Annotated in this window: 21 protein-coding genes; 7 read left to right on the top strand and 14 right to left on the bottom strand. The window is 43.6% G+C overall.

Translation table 11 applies throughout. The features are described 5' to 3' along the window. Window positions 1-169 precede the first annotated feature (169 nt). From A5877_RS14215 to A5877_RS14185, 6 genes are all read left to right on the top strand, one after another. Window positions 170-1,129: an ABC transporter substrate-binding protein gene (locus tag A5877_RS14215; RefSeq protein WP_016621235.1), complete on the top strand. Its 960-nt coding sequence runs from the start codon at window positions 170-172 to the stop codon at window positions 1,127-1,129. A gap of 137 nt (window positions 1,130-1,266) precedes the next feature. Further along, the gene (gene rpmG, locus A5877_RS14210) at window positions 1,267-1,416 is read left to right on the top strand and encodes a 50S ribosomal protein L33 (protein ID WP_005229384.1); all 150 of its coding nucleotides are present in this window, start codon (window positions 1,267-1,269) and stop codon (window positions 1,414-1,416) included. Window positions 1,417-2,068: 652 nt separating this feature from the next. Further along, window positions 2,069-2,479, top strand: a complete 411-nt coding sequence (gene fosX / locus A5877_RS14200) for a FosX/FosE/FosI family fosfomycin resistance hydrolase (protein WP_008381069.1) — start codon at window positions 2,069-2,071, stop codon at window positions 2,477-2,479. Between the two features lie 64 nt (window positions 2,480-2,543). Continuing rightward, the gene (locus A5877_RS14195; protein WP_061053912.1) at window positions 2,544-2,930 is read left to right on the top strand and encodes a VOC family protein; all 387 of its coding nucleotides are present in this window, start codon (window positions 2,544-2,546) and stop codon (window positions 2,928-2,930) included. 254 nt (window positions 2,931-3,184) lie between these two features. After that, complete coding sequence (locus A5877_RS14190) at window positions 3,185-4,579, top strand: Y-family DNA polymerase (RefSeq protein WP_016613094.1); 1,395 nt, start codon at window positions 3,185-3,187, stop codon at window positions 4,577-4,579. Between the two features lie 143 nt (window positions 4,580-4,722). Beyond that, window positions 4,723-4,998: a hypothetical protein gene (locus A5877_RS14185; protein WP_008381063.1), complete on the top strand. Its 276-nt coding sequence runs from the start codon at window positions 4,723-4,725 to the stop codon at window positions 4,996-4,998. A 35-nt stretch (window positions 4,999-5,033) separates the two neighbouring features. Here A5877_RS14185 and A5877_RS14180 read toward each other — a convergent pair whose 3' ends face one another. The 4 genes from A5877_RS14180 to A5877_RS14165 all read right to left on the bottom strand — a co-directional run bounded on the left by A5877_RS14180 (window position 5,034) and on the right by A5877_RS14165 (window position 7,487). Then, window positions 5,034-5,492, bottom strand: a complete 459-nt coding sequence (locus tag A5877_RS14180; protein ID WP_008381061.1) for a hypothetical protein — start codon at window positions 5,490-5,492, stop codon at window positions 5,034-5,036. 67 nt (window positions 5,493-5,559) lie between these two features. Continuing rightward, complete coding sequence (locus A5877_RS14175) at window positions 5,560-5,928, bottom strand: thioesterase family protein (RefSeq protein ID WP_086316995.1); 369 nt, start codon at window positions 5,926-5,928, stop codon at window positions 5,560-5,562. Window positions 5,929-5,935: 7 nt separating this feature from the next. Next, a complete protein-coding gene (locus A5877_RS14170; RefSeq protein ID WP_086299632.1) occupies window positions 5,936-7,150 on the bottom strand; it encodes a CCA tRNA nucleotidyltransferase in 1,215 nt (404 codons plus the stop codon). Next, window positions 7,137-7,487, bottom strand: coding sequence for a nucleotide pyrophosphohydrolase (locus tag A5877_RS14165; protein WP_008381054.1), 351 nt, complete (start codon window positions 7,485-7,487; stop codon window positions 7,137-7,139). The genes A5877_RS14170 and A5877_RS14165 overlap by 14 nt, the downstream gene beginning before the upstream one ends. 136 nt (window positions 7,488-7,623) lie before the next feature. On the opposite strand from A5877_RS14165, the gene A5877_RS14160 reads away from it, so the two are divergent. After that, complete coding sequence (locus tag A5877_RS14160; protein WP_005237068.1) at window positions 7,624-8,529, top strand: YitT family protein; 906 nt, start codon at window positions 7,624-7,626, stop codon at window positions 8,527-8,529. Window positions 8,530-8,573: 44 nt separating this feature from the next. Here A5877_RS14160 and A5877_RS14155 read toward each other — a convergent pair whose 3' ends face one another. The 10 genes from A5877_RS14155 to A5877_RS14110 form a co-directional block, all read right to left on the bottom strand. Beyond that, window positions 8,574-9,131: a YpiB family protein gene (locus tag A5877_RS14155; RefSeq protein ID WP_008381051.1), complete on the bottom strand. Its 558-nt coding sequence runs from the start codon at window positions 9,129-9,131 to the stop codon at window positions 8,574-8,576. A gap of 9 nt (window positions 9,132-9,140) precedes the next feature. Continuing rightward, window positions 9,141-10,400: a lipopolysaccharide assembly protein LapB gene (locus A5877_RS14150; protein WP_086316993.1), complete on the bottom strand. Its 1,260-nt coding sequence runs from the start codon at window positions 10,398-10,400 to the stop codon at window positions 9,141-9,143. Next, window positions 10,401-11,450 (bottom strand): hypothetical protein, encoded by a 1,050-nt coding sequence (locus A5877_RS14145; protein WP_008381049.1) that lies wholly within the window; start codon window positions 11,448-11,450, stop codon window positions 10,401-10,403. A 165-nt stretch (window positions 11,451-11,615) separates the two neighbouring features. Continuing rightward, window positions 11,616-12,869, bottom strand: a complete 1,254-nt coding sequence (gene ilvA, locus A5877_RS14140; protein ID WP_035007051.1) for a threonine ammonia-lyase IlvA — start codon at window positions 12,867-12,869, stop codon at window positions 11,616-11,618. Between the two features lie 11 nt (window positions 12,870-12,880). Continuing rightward, the gene (gene ilvC / locus A5877_RS14135) at window positions 12,881-13,870 is read right to left on the bottom strand and encodes a ketol-acid reductoisomerase (RefSeq protein WP_008381047.1); all 990 of its coding nucleotides are present in this window, start codon (window positions 13,868-13,870) and stop codon (window positions 12,881-12,883) included. Between the two features lie 50 nt (window positions 13,871-13,920). After that, entirely contained in the window at window positions 13,921-14,397 is a 477-nt protein-coding gene (gene ilvN / locus A5877_RS14130; protein WP_005229349.1) for an acetolactate synthase small subunit, read from the bottom strand. 4 nt (window positions 14,398-14,401) lie between these two features. Then, the gene (ilvB, locus tag A5877_RS14125) at window positions 14,402-16,102 is read right to left on the bottom strand and encodes a biosynthetic-type acetolactate synthase large subunit (RefSeq protein WP_086316991.1); all 1,701 of its coding nucleotides are present in this window, start codon (window positions 16,100-16,102) and stop codon (window positions 14,402-14,404) included. 2 nt (window positions 16,103-16,104) lie between these two features. Continuing rightward, window positions 16,105-17,793 carry a dihydroxy-acid dehydratase gene (gene ilvD / locus A5877_RS14120; protein ID WP_008381045.1) on the bottom strand — a complete coding sequence of 563 codons (1,689 nt, stop codon included), beginning with the start codon at window positions 17,791-17,793 and terminating at the stop codon, window positions 16,105-16,107. Window positions 17,794-18,111: 318 nt separating this feature from the next. Continuing rightward, on the bottom strand, window positions 18,112-18,279 hold the full coding sequence (locus A5877_RS17235) for a hypothetical protein (RefSeq protein WP_176273477.1): 168 nt from the start codon (window positions 18,277-18,279) through the stop codon (window positions 18,112-18,114). Between the two features lie 81 nt (window positions 18,280-18,360). After that, window positions 18,361-18,636 (bottom strand): HU family DNA-binding protein, encoded by a 276-nt coding sequence (locus A5877_RS14110; RefSeq protein WP_003126821.1) that lies wholly within the window; start codon window positions 18,634-18,636, stop codon window positions 18,361-18,363. Window positions 18,637-18,675: the final 39 nt, after the last annotated feature.

Genomic DNA, 18,675 nt, shown 5'->3' with positions numbered 1-18,675 from the left:
ATCAATTATGAATGTAATCCTACTATTCGTCAATAGTTCTAAAAAAAGGAAATAAAAAAATAAGATTGACAAATCAGCGTTTCTCCGTAATAATAGCAATCAGCAAATGAGAATTATTCTCAATTAAAATGATAAGTGCTCATCTTTTAACAAAGGAGGAAGTTTTTCTATGAAACAATGGTCAAAAAGAAGTACTTGGCTTACCCTGCTAGCAGCCTGCTCCCTTACTCTACTGGGTGCTTGCGGTACGAATAATGACTCAACGGATAGCAGTGGATCAGCCACTACTTCTTCAGAAATAGCAACAACCTTTACCGATGCGATGGGAAATGAAGTCACTGTTCCCGAAAACCCACAACGGGTGATCGGTAGTTACTTGGAAGATTATTTGGTCGCTTTAGGGGTAACCCCGGTTGCTCAATGGACAGTCGGCAATGACAGTGATCAAGCATACTTGCAAGACAAACTAGCAGATGTGCCAAGAATCAACTATGATCTGCCCTATGAAGATGTCTTGAGCTTTGAGCCAGACCTGCTGCTGATGGATAGCAATTCCATGGTGGAAGGCGACAAATATGATCAGTACAGTAAGATCGCGCCGACCTATGTGGTCACAAATGGCGAGGAAGTAACCTGGCGTGAACGTCTGACAGATATCGCAAAGGTCTTACACAAAGAAGAGGAAGCTGCCCAAGTAGAAGCTGATTATGATGACTTAGTCGCTACTACCAAGGAAACGTACGCTGATCAAATCCAAGGCAAGTCAATTGCTGTTTTATGGGTGGTCAATAATTCTGTCTTCATGGTTTCAGAAACAAAATCAAGTGGTCAACTGCTGTATCACGAACTCGGTTTTGAAGTTCCCTCGCTTGTTTCAGAAATCAGTGAAAGTGCCACTGCTGACTGGTCTGCCGTTTCTCTGGAAAAATTGGCAGAATTGGATGCCGATTACTTGATTTTAGTGAATAGTGATAAAGGCGCTGATTTTTTCAGCGAACAAGTCTGGCAAAATCTTGATGCAGTCAAAAACAATCATTTATGGGAATTCGGTCCTGAATCAAGCTGGCTCTACAACGGTCCTATCGCCTATACCAAAATGATCGAAGATATCCAGAGCAAATTGGACTAATGCGTTTCAAGTAATTCGTCAAGTAAAACTACTTAACAAATTTCAGGAAAAAGCTAGCATTCCCGCACAAAACATGCTATTATATTTTAGTCTGAGAGATTTCTTAGAGGATTCTTGTATCGTTAGGGGGGAAAATCATGCGCGTAAACATCACATTAGAGTGCACTTCTTGTAAAGAACGCAACTACTTATCAAACAAAAACAAACGTAACAATCCTGATCGTTTGGAAAAGAAAAAATATTGCCCACGTGAAAGAAAAGTTACTTTACACCGCGAAACAAAATAATACTATTTAAGAAGTTCGCAAACGCTGATAACCAAGGCGTTTGCGAACTTCTTTTTTTTCAGACATTTTGCAATGATAGCTGCTGCATTTTTATTTCCCTCTTTACACAACCACTCCCCTATTTTCACTTATTTGCTTTGAACTTTTGAGCCAACTTTTTCTTTGAAGCGACGTATAAATAAATTTTAATGTATAATGTAAAAAAGAAACTAATGTTCAACAAAGGCGGCACATAGAACATGAACTAGCTTTTTCTTCTAGCTGTCCTTTCAATATACTTTGAGTGCCAGTCGATCCTTTCATGCTATACTGCCTATAGGAGGTGAACCCATGCTTGGCAATTTTACGTATCTACCTAGTAACTATCGTCTGTTTTATGGCGCTTTTCTTTTTGCTCTTATTGGAAATATGCTTTTCATTTTCATTAAACACCCTGCTTGGACCTTTAGCTTACCGACAGTGATTATCCTCTTCTTAATAAATGTCTTCTTTTGGACAAAATACAAGAAGAAAGTTATTCCTTGCACAACTGATGCACTGTTTTATGTTCTGCTCTTCCTATTGGTATTTTACAATCACTAACATAATGCTTATTTTGATACTAATTGTTTCTCTTTCCCCTATTTCGTCATAACGAAGGAGTGTTGATGCGATGGAGATTTCCCATATCACGTTGATCGTACAGAATTTAGCAAAGACGACAACGATGCTGGAAACATTGTTTGAAGCAGAGGAAATTTATGATAGCCGAGACCAGCCCCATTCTTACTTCCCAGAAAAATTCTTTTTGATCGATGGCTTATGGCTTGCTGTTATGGAGGATGCCTCCCAGAAGCTGCCGAAAACGTATAACCATATTGCCTTTAAAATCGATCAAACTCAAATCGATTCCTTGATTACGCGCATCCAAGGACTAGGATTGAAGATCGAAAAAGATCGTTCTCGTATCAAAGGCGAAGGTGCTTCCATTTACTTTTACGACGATGACAACCATTTGTTTGAACTACATACTGGTACGTTGGCTGAACGGTTGCACCATTACCGTCTGACAGAAACGAGGTAATCTTCATTGCTAGCAACTGCATTGACTGTTATGGAAAGAATTCCCACAAGAAAGGAAGAAAACAATGAAACTAGATATGGTTGGTATTATCACAAAAAACATGGAACAGGCACTGGCTTTTTATCAAGTACTTGGCTTCACGCCATTAGGTCAGCACTCAGAAGATTATATGGAATTAGCAAACGACGGGGTTCGCATCTCTTTGAATAGCCGCCAGATGGTTGCCGGGATCTACGGACATGCACCAATGACTGTTGGTGACACAATTGAATTAGCCTTTTTATGTGATTCCCCTGAAGAGGTTGATGCCCTTCATGCAAAAGTCGTAGCTGCCGGGTATCAGTCTTTCAAAGAACCTTGGTGTGCCTTTTGGGGGCAACGCTATGCCATCGTCAAAGATATAGACGGCAATCTCTTAAGTTTGTTTGCAATGCTACCTGCCGAAAATTGATTTAAGCTACGACAGTCGGTCCAATGGATCGGCTGTTTTTTTAATCACACCTTCGGGTAAAAAGACAAAATCACGTTTTTATGTCCAATCGGATTCTGATAACCTGAAATGAATGTATCCCTTATAAAACCACGTTTCCCATCATTATAAGCCAAAAATAATCTCTCTATAAAAAAACAAATCCACCCATCCGCTCCTGTTCGCTTGACAAAAAAGAACAAACGTTCGTATAATCTCGGTAAGGAGTGATAAAAATGGGTGGTTTTAATTATGCGCTCGAGCCAAAACGCGATATCTTATTTATCGATGTCAAAAGTTTTTATGCTTCTGTCGAATGCATCTCGCGCGGCTTAGACCCTATCCAAGCGATGCTGGTCGTCATGTCTCATTCTGACAATACTGGAAACGGCTTAATCTTAGCGGCTTCCCCAAAGGCAAAATCGGCTTTAGGAATTTCAAATGTGACCCGCAATGACAATCTGCCGACGCATCCCGATTTGTACAAAGCATCGCCACGTATGAGTTTTTATATCAAAGAAAACACCAAAGTCAATGATGTCTTTCGCAAATATGTTGGACAAGATGATTTGCTGCTCTATTCAATCGACGAAACGATGATGGATCTGACCCGTACACTGGATCTTTTCATTCCTGATAACACGATTTCTCGCGAAGAAAAACGTTGGCTGATTGCCCAGCAAATTCAAAAAGACATTTACGAAACAACGAAATTGTATGTCACCATCGGTATTGGTGACAATCCTTTGTTAGCAAAACTAGCTTTAGATAACGAATCCAAACACAACCGTTCCTTGATTGCCGAATGGACCTACGAAGATGTCCCGACAAAAGTTTGGCAAATCAGCCCCATGACTGAGTTTTGGGGAATCGGTCGACGCACAGAAAAACGACTTCACTTGATGGGGATTGAATCTATTGAACAATTGGCTCATGCCAGTCCTGATCTTTTGCGCAGTCGCATGGGAATCATTGGTGAGCAGCTCTACCATCACGCTCACGGCATTGACCGCACCATTTTAGCCGAACCGACACCGCAGGTCATGGAAAAAAGCTACGGCAATAGTCAGGTCCTACATCGCAATTATTATTTACAAGAAGAAATCGAGATCGTCATCAAGGAAATGGCAGAGCAAGTTGCCGCTCGAATTCGCCGCCATCATTGTCAGACCGCTTGTATCAATGTTTACATCGGCGTAGCCTTTGGTGAAACTGCCTCTGGCTTTTCCCGACAAATGAAAATCCCGCCAACTGACAATACACGTAAGCTTGTTGCTCATTGCCTATTTCTCTTTCGAAAATTTTATACCGGGCAAGTCGTTCGCCACATCGGTATCACCTATTCAAAATTGGTTTATACAGAAAATGTCCAGCTGGATCTTTTTGAGCAAGCAGAAACGCAATTACGCCAGCGTAAATTAGATTTGATCATCGATAAGATTCGTGAGAAATACGGCTTCACTTCGATCGTTCATGCCACAAGCCGAATGGAAGGCGCTCGTGCCATTGCACGCAGCAAATTAGTCGGTGGTCACGCTGGTGGTCTAGATGGGATCGCCAACATAGGACCTGTCCATCAGCAAAAAGAAAAAGAACCGTTTGCTGATGGTTCAAAAAATACTGGCACTTGACTCGTTTTTCTTTCCTTTTCGATGACAAATCTTAAGATAACATTAACAAACGATCCATTTTTTAAAGATTTATGTAATTTCGAGGCCCCCATCTCCCCCTTTACTTCTTTCTAAGGTACTTTAATAGCAAGGAGTGTGAGCAGATGAAAATTGACAAAATCGAATACAAACGAGTCATCAATGGTGCGGGACACCTTGAGTACGATTTGCTGCAATATTTAGAAAAGAATCGGGCGACTGCTGCACAAAACCTGAAACAGTCTGAGATCGATTACCTTCTGGAAAAAGATATTCAGCATCGGATCATTCAACATGCTCGTAAGAGTTTCTTTGGCGATACAATCGTTTTAAAGGATGAATATGCCGAAGATTATCTTTTATTAAAAAAGTATACGGATATGTTCCAAGAAACATTCTAAAAAAAAACGCAGAACCAACTGGTTCTGCGTTTTTCTTATTCTTCGAAATGTTCTTGATAAACATCATCAACCGTTTGATTTGGGTCGATCACGATATACAGACTCTTCGTTTTTTCACTGATTTTTGTTGATTGGTATACATTATCCAATCCTTCCGTATCTTTGTCCTTGTATGGGAAATAAACAAGATCCGGTGTACCGTTACGGTAAAGAATTTCCATCCGTTCAATATCTTCATATTTCAACGCACGAGCAAACATCCCTAATTCAAGTCCGCCTAAGTTGATGTCATGTGTTGCCACATGATCGCCTTCTTGAAAGATTTCAATTTTGAACCCAGCACATGGATGAATCTCAACGAATTCGCTTCCGTGGATACGGCCAAAACTGGTCGTGATTTGTTTGATCCATAAGTCACCGATGTAACGGCGCTCGATCGTCCATGTTTCTCCATTACGGAAATAAAATTTTAAAGCTTTCATTTCTCTAGCCATGACAAAACGCTCCTTTTTATTAATAATACATTTTAATTCTAACACATAGTCGCTACTGGGACACAAATTAACTTTGGTTTTCGTTGACTTTTTTCATAAACCGAGAGATTTCCACCGCCGCTCGTTGATGAGTCCCTTTAGCAATGAGTTGTTGCGCCCCATCGGTCACCTGATAATCAAACTGGAATCCTTGTTCTTTTTCCCATTGTATAAGAACTGTGATTGTCGCTCCGACTGGTGAAGGTTTCAAATGATCGATCGAAAACTTTGTACCGACGGTGGTAAACCCTTTATCTAAAGTAGGCTCAAGTGCTTCCCAACAGGTGTTTTCCACCATTGCGACTAGTTGAGGGGTTGCTAAAACCGCTAAACCGCCAGAACCCAAAACAGCCGCAGTGTCTTGAAGGTCAACGAGAAAGTCTTTTTTGCTTTCCATTCTTCAGTTATCCCTCCTTCGCTAAATATGCTTGGGCAAACGCCAATAGTGCTTCTTTTTCATTAGGGATTTTTCGTGTGATGACTGCAGCTTCGGCAGCGGCCAAGACTTCTTTGAGCCACGGACCAGAAGAACGATCAACTGTCTGCAGTAAATCACGTCCATTGATCGCCAGCTCCTTCAGTGAATGGATCGGTAGCTGCTGATAGCGCTGACTGATTTTTGCAGGATCATTGGGCAGCTTGTCATAACGCAATAATCCTTCAGCTAAACAGGTTGCTTCTAAACCGAACTGATACAACAGCAGATCGTTCCATTCGCCGTTTCGACGCATTAGCAGTGCTTGATAGACCGTTTGTACTTGGCGGATGCAGTCATTCGAACATTTCCAAGCTTTTAAAAAGCTGCGGACTGCCTCAGGAGCTAAACCGATTTGGTCAATGAGCAATACCCAAGCCGTCGTTTCGTTTTCTAATGGGATCGCTGGCAGGTCTGCCATCCGCAGTAACGCCTCACCGTATTCCCGTAAGCCTGGGCAATAGATATAGCATTCGGTTTCTACTAGTGCTCGTAGTGCTTGGTTCCGATGATTGCCTAACAGCAATTTCACGAATTCAATCATGATCCGTTCAACAGAGATTTTCCCCAACAAGGCATGATTCGCATGGATAGCAGCCAATGTTTCTGTTTCTAAAACAAAGCCCAATTGACTGACAAAACGCAGCCCCCGCATCATTCGTAGGGCATCCTCATGGAAACGTTCCTGCGGGTGACCCACTGCTCGTAAAATCTGATTGTCGATATCTGCCAGACCATCGAAAAGATCAATGATGACCCCATCTTCTTGAAGTGCCAATGCATTGATGGTAAAATCCCGCCGCTTTAGATCTTCTTTCAAGGAACGGACAAAATCAACTTTGTCAGGTCTGCGATAATCCTGATAGGCGGCTTCGGTTCGAAAGGTGGTAATCTCATATTGCGCCTGTTCCCACAAGACCAGCACCGTCCCATGCTCGATACCAATGTCAATGGTTCGAGGAAAAAGCGCCTTGATTTCGGCTGGAAACGCACTGGTAGCAATATCGACATCATGGATCGGCTGGCCTAAAATCGTATCCCGCACGCTGCCGCCAACAAAGTATGCTTCATAGCCCGCGGCTTCGATTTTTTTTAGGAGTGGCGCAGCTTCTGCAAATTCTTTTGGTAGTTTAGTCAGCTTCATGTACTTTCCCATCTTTTCTTTCAAAACGATACGCATCCCGCTGATTGAATTTTGCCATATTTTCCTCAAACACTTCAGTCAGGTCGATGTCTAGTGAATTGGCCATGATCATCGTCACAAAGAGTACATCGCCCAGTTCTTCTGCCACGGTCTTTTCAACTTCATCGCTTTTTTTATTTTTTTCCCCGTAATAGTGATTTACTTCTCGCGCCAATTCGCCAACTTCTTCAGTCAAACGAGCCATTTGGGCGAGGGGGCTGAAATAGCCAGTTTTAAATTGTTGAATATAGGCGTCGACTTCTTCTTGCATCGATGCCAAGGAACGTTTATCTGTCATCTTCTTCACCCTTTCTCGTTTATCTTACCAAAAGAATGGCTGCCTGCCTAGATAGAGCCCCCTCAGGATTTGTTGTACATTCAATGATTTCGTGCTACATTGATACTTGTGGAAGTTGAATAACGGAGGAAACAGGATGCGGGCATTTTTTTCATGGCGAACGATTCGCGACATTGTTTTGATTATTTTCGGTACGAGTATTTATGGCTTCGGTCTAGTCTATTTAAATATCCCAAATGACTTAGCAGAAGGCGGTGTGACAGGGATCACCTTGATCCTGCGAGCCTTATGGGGAATCAATCCTGCCATTAGTACATTGATCTTAAATATTCCGATCATTTTGATCGGTGGCAAAATTCTTGGTCGACGCTCATTAGTGTATACGATTTTAGGAACCTTTGGTTTGTCTTTTTGGTTGGCATTTTGGCAGAGTGTTCCCCTGTTGATCGATCTACAGCATGATCTACTGATCGTCGCACTCTTGGCTGGTTTGATTGCAGGGATCGGTAGTGGGATCGTCTACAAAGTCGGTGGAACAACAGGTGGCGTCGATGTACTGGCGCGCATTTTAGAGAAAAACTTTGGGGTGACGATCGGGCGGTCGCTTTTGATCTTTGATGTGTTCGTCCTGTTGCTTTCTTTGACCTATATAGATTTGAACCGCATGATGTATACCTTGATTTTTTCTTATGTCTTCACTCGTGTGATCGATTCGATCTTAGACGGCGGCTATTCAGCCAAAGGGATTTTAGTGATCAGCAATCATAGCGAAGAGATAGCTCCTGTTTTAATGGATGAATTGGAACGCGGTGTCACGTTTTTACAGGGCGAAGGGGCTTACTCAAGAGTATCGAAACAAATCATTTATATGGTGGTCAGCGGACGGGAGATTTCTGAAGTCAAGCGCATTGTTCATGACTTTGATCCGCAAGCGTTTGTTTCTGTCATCAATGTCCATGAAGTCGAAGGCGAAGGCTTTACCTACTTAAGACCTAAGTCACGGTTCTTACAGCGCAAAGCAGCGGTCTCTAAAACAAAATAAAGACTAAAAAAGCAGTCCCGGTTAAAGGACTGCTTTTTTATTTGTCAGCGGCTTTCTTCTTTTTGTTGGAGCAAGTGCCGATTTACTTCATCGGAAAGTTCCAAGAAGGCATCACGATCCCCATTTTCCAATGCTAGATCGATCTGCCGATACAAGGTATCAATTTTGGTTTTTGCTTCTTCTTTTTCAAGGTACTGGGTAACATGTTGGGTCATTTCTTGATCCAAGTGGTCGTTCCAACGTTCATAAGGATTGTCTTCTAAAACTGCTAAATAAAAGGATTGCGACCAAGAATCTGGAAAGAGACATTCAAGATACAAGGGTTGTTTCCAATTCATGCGAATCTCGTGAAAAATCTGATCAATGTCATAAAAGGTCTGTCCTTCGATACTCAAGACAAAGGGTTCGCCTCCAACTTCCGTACTGCGGACACTTAAGCCCCGTTTGGCTGCGGCTGCCCCTTCTACAAAATGAACATTGGCCAAGATCGCTTCATGGTTCGCCAGATAGTTTAACACCCAAGAGACTTCTCGGCGGCTGAAGGAAACGGTCGAAACTAACCAATTAAGAAACTTTTTCTTTTCTTGTACATTGATGTTCATTTCTCTCACCTATCTTTCTAATAAGTCCTCCACGATCGACTGTACTTCTAAATCACCTGGTTCGTGTGCCAAATAATGTTGTAGCAAATGAAGAGCTTCAGGTAAACGCCCTTCTTCACGTAAGAAAATGCCATATTCCTTCATAAACGCCGGTTCATGGTGCAAATCAGCATTGGCTTCTTCGTAATAGTTTGCTGCTTTGTCAAAATCTTCTAACGCATTGAAGGCTTGCGCTAGATTCCATAAAGCGTGAGGCTGTTCATTGTCTTCCATTCGCTCGATCGCCAAGATCGCTTCTTGCCAACGCGCTTCATTCAAGTATAAATTACTTAAAGTCAGTAATGTATCCTCTTCTTTTTCACCAGTTTCCAGTGCTTTAAGTAAAAATGACTCGGCTGCTTCACTGTCATGAAGTCGGTAAGCATTCTCGGCAGCAAAATGATAGAAATCCACTTGATATGGATCTTCATGAATCCCTTCTTCGATCACACGTTGCGCTTCTTCCAGCTGTTCTTCTTCTTGCAATGCTTCAGCCAAATAAAGATACAAGGCCCGGTATTGGGGATTCATGACCCGCAACTGCTGCAAGTAGCGAATCGCTTGTTCATTTTCCTTCAGCTGCAAATAGACTAAAGCCGTTTGAAAGAGACGCTCGTCCGTCTGTTCGTCTTCTAAGCTTGCTTCAAAATATTCCAACGCCTCTTCAAACTTACCTGCCATACTCAATGACGTTCCGGTCCGTTCAACGATCGAAATCCCCGAAATATCCGTAATATCTTCTTCCAGCAATCCTTGATAAAGGCCAACAGCTTCTTGATAGCGATCCGTTGAAAAAGCTAACTCAGCTAAGGCAAAACGAATCAAGGGTTCCTCTGGCACAAGGCTTTGCGCTTCTTTTAATTTGGCTTCGCTGACTTCCGGAATACCGATCAGTTGATAGAGATCCGCACTCAATAACAAGGCTTGCAGATAAGCTTCACTCGTTGGTGGTATTTGATCGATATAGGTGAAGGCTGTTTCAATCTGGTCTTCTTCCATCGCAATTTCCGCTAAAGGAAGCAGCAAAGCTTCATTTTCAGGATGCCGCTGCTGCAAGGTTTCAAATAACGTTTTCGCCTCTTCTAAAAAACCGATCTGCAGTAATTCATCGCCTAAAGCGCCAAGTGTTTCATCATCATCTTTTTGCAGTGCTTCGGTAAAATTCAATTGTGCTTCAGCCAACTCTTCTGCGGCTAGTGCTTTTAACATTTTTTCACTATAAGTTTCCATTTAGACCCCTCGAATCTCATTGATTAATCGCTGATAAGTCTCCATCGTTTGGACAAGATCTTTCTCCTCGATTTCCGTTCTGCCCCCTATTGTACCAACTTTTGCCAAAAATAACAGTTTTTTTTCTTTTTGCTGCAATTCTAGTACACGGCTGAAATATTCGCTTAAGGAAAAAGACTCGGGCAATTCGATAGGAAAGCCTAATCGTGCAAGCCATTGGCAAAATACTGGCAGATCGACAGTCAACTGCTGCTGCTGGACTGTCCAAATAAAATGAAACAAAAAGCCAAAGAACAATTTCATCGCATCAGACAGCAAGTGACCATTTTCTGTTTGATAAGCAGCATCGGCAAAGAGTTGCCCAAACTCCTCTAATTCGCGTCCCGACTGCTGATACAATTGGATCAGCTGATTGGTATAAGCTGCCAACGAGTGTCTCATCAATGCCTGATGACTGGGGTACGTTCGATAAAGTTCCTTTAAAAAATCGCTATCGGCAAGCACGCCACCACGGATCAGGGTCAAAAAGTCGACAAGTTTCCCATCGATTTGCTTTTCGGCAATCGTCTGATCGAAAATAACAAATTGTGGTGCATTAGGATTTTCCAGCATCGGGATATCTGGCTTTTTCACAACGATCGCTGTTTCTTTGACACTTTTGGCTAAGGCCCGCAAGGAAACAGGAATCAACCAAAGCTGTGTCGATAGGACCGAAGTCGCATGGATAAAACTGCTCAGTGCCAATACACCTTCATTCCCAAACCCGACGATCAACAAGGACTCTTGCTTTGAAAAGCGACCGAAGAAATCCATCGCGGCCTTAAATTCACTAAAGTTGTTGCAATACATTTGGTTGGTACAAATATACCAATTGACCTCGCGCGGCAAAAACAGGCGGGTTACTTTTTCTGAAAAGCGGTCATAATAACGCTGATTCGTCAAAATGATCACCTGCTGCGGCTCGATCGACTGTCCTTTCATGACCGATGCCAATGTTTCCCCGTAAGAAATCTGGGTTTCTTGCTCATTTCTGTAAAAAACAGCTTCCATCGGCTCACTCCTTTGTTGCTACTACTTACTATTATAGCAAGAAGCCGTTGAAACACCTACTAAATCGCTAACCATTAGGAAGTATTTTCGCCGATTTGTCCCATGATTCTATGCCAAAAAGCAAAAAACATGGTTTCCTGTATTACAAAGGAAACCATGTATTTTCTAAACCAAAAGCGAGTAAAGTGATTGATTTTGCTGAAGGTTGATGTAGCCTTGATCAAACTGTTCAATTCGTGACAGTAATGCGGGTAGATCGTTTTTTTGTTTCAACAAGATTCCCAGCATTACTGGTCCTGTTCCACGATTGATTTTTTTCGTATATTCAAACCTCGTGATATCATCATCAGGCCCTAATACATGGCTAACAAATTCCTTCAACGCACCGGGACGTTGTGGGAAATTGACGATAAAATAATGTTTCAATCCTTGATAAATCAGTGATTTCTCTTCGATCTCTGCCATGCGGGAACTATCATTGTTACCACCACTCACAATACAGACGACCGTCTTGCCTTTGATTTGCTCTTTGATCTCATCCAGAGCTGCCACGCTCAAGGCACCAGCTGGTTCAGCGACGATCGCTTGTTTGCTGTATAATTCTAGAATCGTTTGGCAGATTGCACCTTCTTCCACTGTTACCAATTGATCCACATAGCGTTTGGCATGGGCATAGGTCTGAGCTCCGACTTGTTTGACTGCCGCACCATCGACAAAGGTTTCAATATGCTCTAAAGCCACCGGTCCTTGGTGATCAAAGGCTGCTTGCATCGAGGCGGCCCCTACAGGTTCTGCTCCAACAACTTTTATATTTGGCTGCTTTTCTTTCAAATAGGCTGCGGTCCCGCTGATCAAACCACCGCCACCAATGGCAGCCACCACTAAATCGATCGATACTTGTTTTTTTTCAGCATCCGCCAACATTTCCACGGCTACTGTTCCTTGTCCTGCGATAATATTGGGATCATCAAAAGGAGCAATGAAAGCCATTTGCTTTTCTTTTGCAAATTGTTTGGCAGCCTGCGCCGCCGCATCAAAGGTATCTCCCACCAATTCGATTTTGACGTAGTCTCCGCCGAAAAAGAGAACTTGCGCGATTTTTTGTTGCGGCGTCGTTGTTGGCATGAAAATGACCGCATGGATCTGCTGTTCTTGGCAGGTATAAGCAACGCCTTGGGCATGATTTCCGGCACTGGCACAGACGACGCCACGACTGGTCTGCACAGGATCTGCTTGGGTGATCGCATAGTAGGCACCTCGTAATTTGAAGGAGCGGACTTTTTGCAAGTCCTCTCGCTTCAACAAAACCGTCGCTTGGTATTTTTCAGATAAAAAGCGATCATACTGCAGCGGTGTATGACTAACTGCTCCCCGCAGTCGTTCATATGCTTGTTCGATTGCAGAAACTGTCACCAACAAACGCGCCACCTCTAATCTTTCGCAACAAACGGCATCATTTTCCGTAACTCGCTGCCGACTTTTTCAATTTGATGGTTGCCGTTTTCTTCACGCATTTTATAGAATTCAGGGAAGCCATTTTGATTGTCTTCAATGAATCCTTTCGCGAATTGACCATTTTGGATATCTGTCAATACGGCTTTCATGTTTTCTTTGGCTTGTGCGGTGATCACCCGAGCACCGGAAACGTAGTCGCCATACTCTGCCGTATTCGAGATCGAATGGCGCATTTTTTTGAATCCTCCTTCATAAATCAAGTCAACGATCAGTTTCAATTCATGACAAACTTCAAAATACGCCAATTCCGGTTGGTACCCGGCTTCTACCAATGTTTCAAAGCCAGCTTCGATCATGCTGGTCAAACCGCCACAAAGTACGGCTTGTTCCCCGAAAAGATCGGTCTCGGTCTCTTCTTTAAAGGTCGTTTCCAAAACGCCGACCCGTGTGGCACCAATGCCTTTTGCATAAGATAAAGCTGTCGCTTGTGCGTTGCCAGTCGCATCTTGATAGACTGCAAATAAGGCTGGCACCGCAAACCCTTCGGTAAAGGTTCGACGCACCAAGTGGCCCGGTCCTTTAGGCGCAACTAGGAACACATCCACCTCTTCTGGCGGCGCGATCACATCAAAATGAATATTAAAACCATGCGCAAATGCTAATGCATTGCCGGCAGAAAGATTCGGTTCGATCTCATTTTTATACAACGATCCTTGGATCTCATCGGGTGCCAAGATCATGACTACGTCCGCTTTTTGAGTGGCTTCGGCTACTGGAAAGACTTCAAATCCGTCGTTTCTTGCAGCTTCTGCTGACTTTCCTTCACGAATGCCGATAAAGACTTCATGACCTGTGTCCCGTAAATTTTGCGCATGAGCGTGCCCTTGAGAGCCGTAGCCGACGATCGCAATCTTCTTGTCTCCTAGATTATCTGTAACTTCCTCGTTGTAATATACTTTTACCATACTTGTTTCCTCCGAATTCTTTCTTTATTTTAAGCAATTCAAAATTGCACTTACCCTCTTGTAAAGCCAGTGACACCCGTTCGTGCCAACTGTTTGATCCCGTAGGGACGCAAAACTTCGATGCATGCTTCTACCTTTTTCGTATCACCGGCAACTTGCACAACGATCGTTTTCAGTGCGACATCGACAATGTGCGCTCGAAACGGATCAATCACTGCTTGGATCTCCGAGCGGCTAGTGGTTGGTGCATTGACTTTGATCAGCACCAGCTCTCGTTCGATATGAGGAACTTCTGTAATATCAGAAACCTTCAAGACATCTATTTGTTTATTTAAATGCTTGGTCACTTGTTCTGTTTCTGCCAAATCGTTCACGTTGACGATGATCGTCATTCGTGAAAACTCTGGCCGTTCCGTTGTGCCGACAGAAATACTCTCGATATTGACCTGCCGGCGGTTTAAGACACTCGTGATGCGGCTCAAAACACCTGCTTCATTATGGACGATTGCTGCTAATACCCGTTTCATCCCCTTAGACCCCCATCATTTCATGATTGGCTTTCCCCGGTGGGATCATCGGCAACACATGCTCTGAGGGCGAGACCATTACTTCGATCAGTTGCGGCCCCGTATGTGCAAAAGCTTCCGCTAGCATAGCAGAAAGCTGAGTGGGTTCATCGATCCGACAGCCTTCGATGCCATAAGCTTGTGCTAGTTTAACAAAATCAGGTTGCTGTGCAAAAACAGAGGCAGAGCGTCGTTTGCCATGAAATGTTTCTTGCCATTGGCGGACCATTCCTAACGAACGATTATTCAACAAAACAAATTTGACATTCAAGCCATACTCATTCAAAATAGCAAATTCCTGGTTTGTCATTTGGAACCCGCCATCGCCAACAAACACCACGACCATTTTTTCTGGATGAGCAAATTGGACGCCAATTCCCGCAGGGATACCATAGCCCATCGTGCCTAGTCCGCCACTGGTGATCAACTGCTTAGGAAAGCGAAACGGATAATACTGCGCGACCCACATTTGATGCTGCCCAACATCGGTGATGACGTAAGCCTCTCCTTTGGTCAAACGCCCTACTTCTTCGATGACTTTTTGCGGTTTGATTTCTTGTGCTTGAGTGCGATCATAGCGATAAGGTTTTTCCGTCTTCCGTGTTTGGCATAGATCCGACCAAGCAGACCACGTTCCTCTAGTTGGCGGATACCGTAGCATCTGTTGCAAAGCAGCCTTGGCATCGCCGACGATTGGGATCTTTGTCTCTACAATCTTGCCAATCTCCACCGGGTCGATGTCGATATGAGCAACGATGGCCTGCTTGCCGAACTGACTGCCGGCAGTCGCTAAGCGATCATCGAAGCGAGAGCCGATATTGATAATCAAATCGGCTTCTGATAAAGCCATGTTCGCCGCATACGTTCCATGCATACCGCCCATGCCCAAGAAAAATTGATGATCATTTGGCAGTAAGCCTAAGCCGAGCAACGTTGTGACTGTCGGCAACTTGTACTTGGCAATAAATGCATTTAATTCAGCCGCAGCTTCAGCCGCGATCACGCCTGCACCAGCCAGTACCACTGGTCGCTGTGCTTTTTCTAAAACGTGCATCAATTTTTCAATTTGCAGACGGGAAGGCTCTGCATTCGGTTGATAACTTTTCCTTGTGATCGGCAATGAGCAGGTTTCAGCGGTTTCTTGCAATGTAATATCTTTCGGAAGGTCGATCACAACAGGTCCCTTACGCCCAGTTGAAGCGATGTGAAAGGCTTCAGCGATCACTTTCGGTAAGTCATCCACACAACGGACTTGGTAATTGTGTTTCGTGATCGGCAACGTGATACCTAGAATATCCGCTTCTTGAAAAGCGTCTTTGCCAATTCCTGGTACGGCCACTTGCCCCGTGATAACCACCAACGGTACGGAATCGCTCATAGCATCGGCAATGCCCGTGACGACATTCGTAGCACCTGGACCACTTGTCACTAAAACGACCCCAACATTGCCAGTAGCTTTGGCATAGCCTTCAGCGGCGTGGATCGCGCCTTGCTCGTGACGCGTCAAAATATTCGGAATCGCTGCATCATATAATTGGTCATATAACGGTAAGACGGCGCCACCCGGGTAGCCAAAGATCATTTCGACGCCTTGCTCTTGCAAGCTGTCCACTAACACTTGCGCGCCAGTCCTTAGATGCGATGCTTGATAGTCGATGTTTTCCATTGCTACTCCTCCTCATCAGGTACTCGCATAATCCCGCCCGTATTCGCAGAGGTCACTAAAGCGGTATAACGTGCAAGCCATCCTTTTTTTACTTTTGAACGAAACTTCGGTCGTTCTTGCGCACGCTTGGCAAGCTCTTCTTCTGAAACTTGCAGATTTAGCGTTCGATTTGGCAAATCAATAATGATCTCATCGCCATCGTTGACTAGTCCTAATGGACCACCGGCTGCAGCTTCCGGAGAAATATGTCCAACTGCGATCCCCCGCGTCGCTCCTGAAAAACGGCCGTCTGTAATCAAGGCGACATCTTTGCCTAACCCACGACCAACGATGCTTGAGGTAGGCGCCAACATTTCTGGCATACCTGGTCCTCCTTTTGGTCCCTCATAGCGGATCACTACAACATGTCCTTTTTGTACGGTATGATTGTCGATGGCAGCAACTGCTTCATCATGAGAATCAAAACAGATCGCTTTCCCTTTGAATACTTGTACACTTGGATCGACCCCGCCAACTTTGATGACACTGCCTTCTGGGGCGATGTTTCCGTACAAGATCGATAGACCGCCAACTGGACTATACGGGTTTTCTTTCGGATGGATAACTTCTTCGTTGTGGATCTTCGCTTCAGCGACATTTTCTCGCAACGTCTTACCGGTAACAGTCGGTCGATCGGGATGAATCGCTCCCTCGATATCACATAGCTCCCGAATGATCGCTGAAACGCCGCCAGCTTCATGAACATCGTGCATCGAATAGGCTGATGATGGCGCGATTTTTGAGAGATAAGGCACTCTTTTAGCGATTTCATTGACCCGTCTTAAGTCATAATCGATCTCAGCTTCATTGGCGATCGCTAATGTATGCAGCACTGTGTTGGTGGAACCCCCCATCGCCATGTCTAAAGCGAAGGCATCATCAATAGCTTCTTTGGTCACGATGTCTCGAGGTTTCACTTGTTTTTCAACAAGATCCATCAACTTAAAGGCGGCTTGTCTAACTAGTTCTCGTCGTTCTTCAGACACGGCAAGAATCGTACCATTGCCTGGCATTGCCAATCCTAAGATCTCTAAGAGACAGTTCATTGAATTGGCAGTAAACATCCCTGCACAGGAACCGCAAGTCGGACAGGCATTTTGTTCCATAAACTCAAAATCTTCTTTTGTCATATTACCCGTCTTGTACGTCCCAACGGCTTCAAACATGGAAGATAAGGTTATTTGATGTCCCCGAGGATCAATGCCGGCTTTCATAGGACCGCCGGAACAAAAAATTCCTGGTACGTTGGTCCGCATGGCTGCTAAGATCATGCCAGGAGTGATCTTGTCACAATTTGGGATATAAAATACGCCGTCAAACCAGTGGGCATTGATGACGGTTTCTGCAGAATCAGCGATCAATTCTCGGCTAGGTAGCGAATATCGCATACCGATATGTCCCATAGCAATGCCATCATCTACGCCGATTGTATTGAACTCGAAAGGGATGCCGCCAGCTTCACGAATCGCTTCTTTTGCGATATCTGCTAACTCCCGTAAATGCACATGCCCAGGCACGATATCGATATAGGAATTACATATCGCAATAAATGGCTTGTTCATATCATGGATATTTTTAACTTGTCCTGTGGCATAGAGCAGACTCCTAGCTGGCGCTGCATCGATCCCTTTTTTAATTTGATCACTTCTCACACTCATCATCTCCTGCATTTTGGAATAAAAAAAAGCATCCCGGTTATAAAAAACTGGGATGCTTTGCCAGAATCCCATTTTACTTACGCAAATAGGACTCAAACAAACGGATAATTTTTGCTTCCGTGTTCTAAGTCCTGGTATCAATAATAATGACTAATAAATATTGATTAAAATTGCGCATAGAAAATGGCTCCTTCATTAGAAATAGTAACGTTCTTGTAATTGTTTACCAATATACCCTTTGCAAAATCACTTGTCAACGAATTTTCTGAATTTTTTTTCAATAATGACAATTCTAAGGAACCCTTTCTCACATCAGATGTCATTTAATCGCTTGCTTATTTTGATAAAAATGACTTTTAAATCACCTTTAATCTTGCGTGAAAAATGAGGTGTGCCAGCAACCATTGTTTTTTTTAGATCAAAAGAAAAACAAAAAATAATTTTGAATTTTCTGACAATAACAACCGATTCTTTTCCCATTCGTTCCGCCTGCATGGTGGCAGTCCCTAGTTAGACAAAAGAAAAAACCCTTGATTACTCAAGGGTTTCTACAAGACTCAATTATTTCACTGCGTCTTTAAGAGCTTTACCTGGTTTGAATGCAGGTACTTTGCTAGCAGGGATCTTGATTTCTTCACCAGTTTGTGGGTTGCGTCCTTTGCGTTCTGCACGAGAACGAACTTCAAAGTTACCAAAGCCGATCAATTGAACTTTTTCACCGTTAGCTAAAGCGTCTTGAATTGTTGAGAATACAGCGTCTACTGCTGCAGTTGCGTCTTTCTTAGTTAAGTCAGTAGCTGCTGCAACTTTTTCGATTAATTCTGCTTTATTTGCCATGGATGGTTTCACCTCCTGATATTTTTTTTGATGTCATGC

It is taken from the genome of Enterococcus sp. 3C7_DIV0644, assembly GCF_002141235.1.
Taxonomy (GTDB): domain Bacteria; phylum Bacillota; class Bacilli; order Lactobacillales; family Enterococcaceae; genus Enterococcus_D; species Enterococcus_D entomosocium.
The sequence above is the reverse complement of the archived record's forward strand: the minus strand, read 5'-3'. Positions and strand labels throughout refer to the sequence as shown.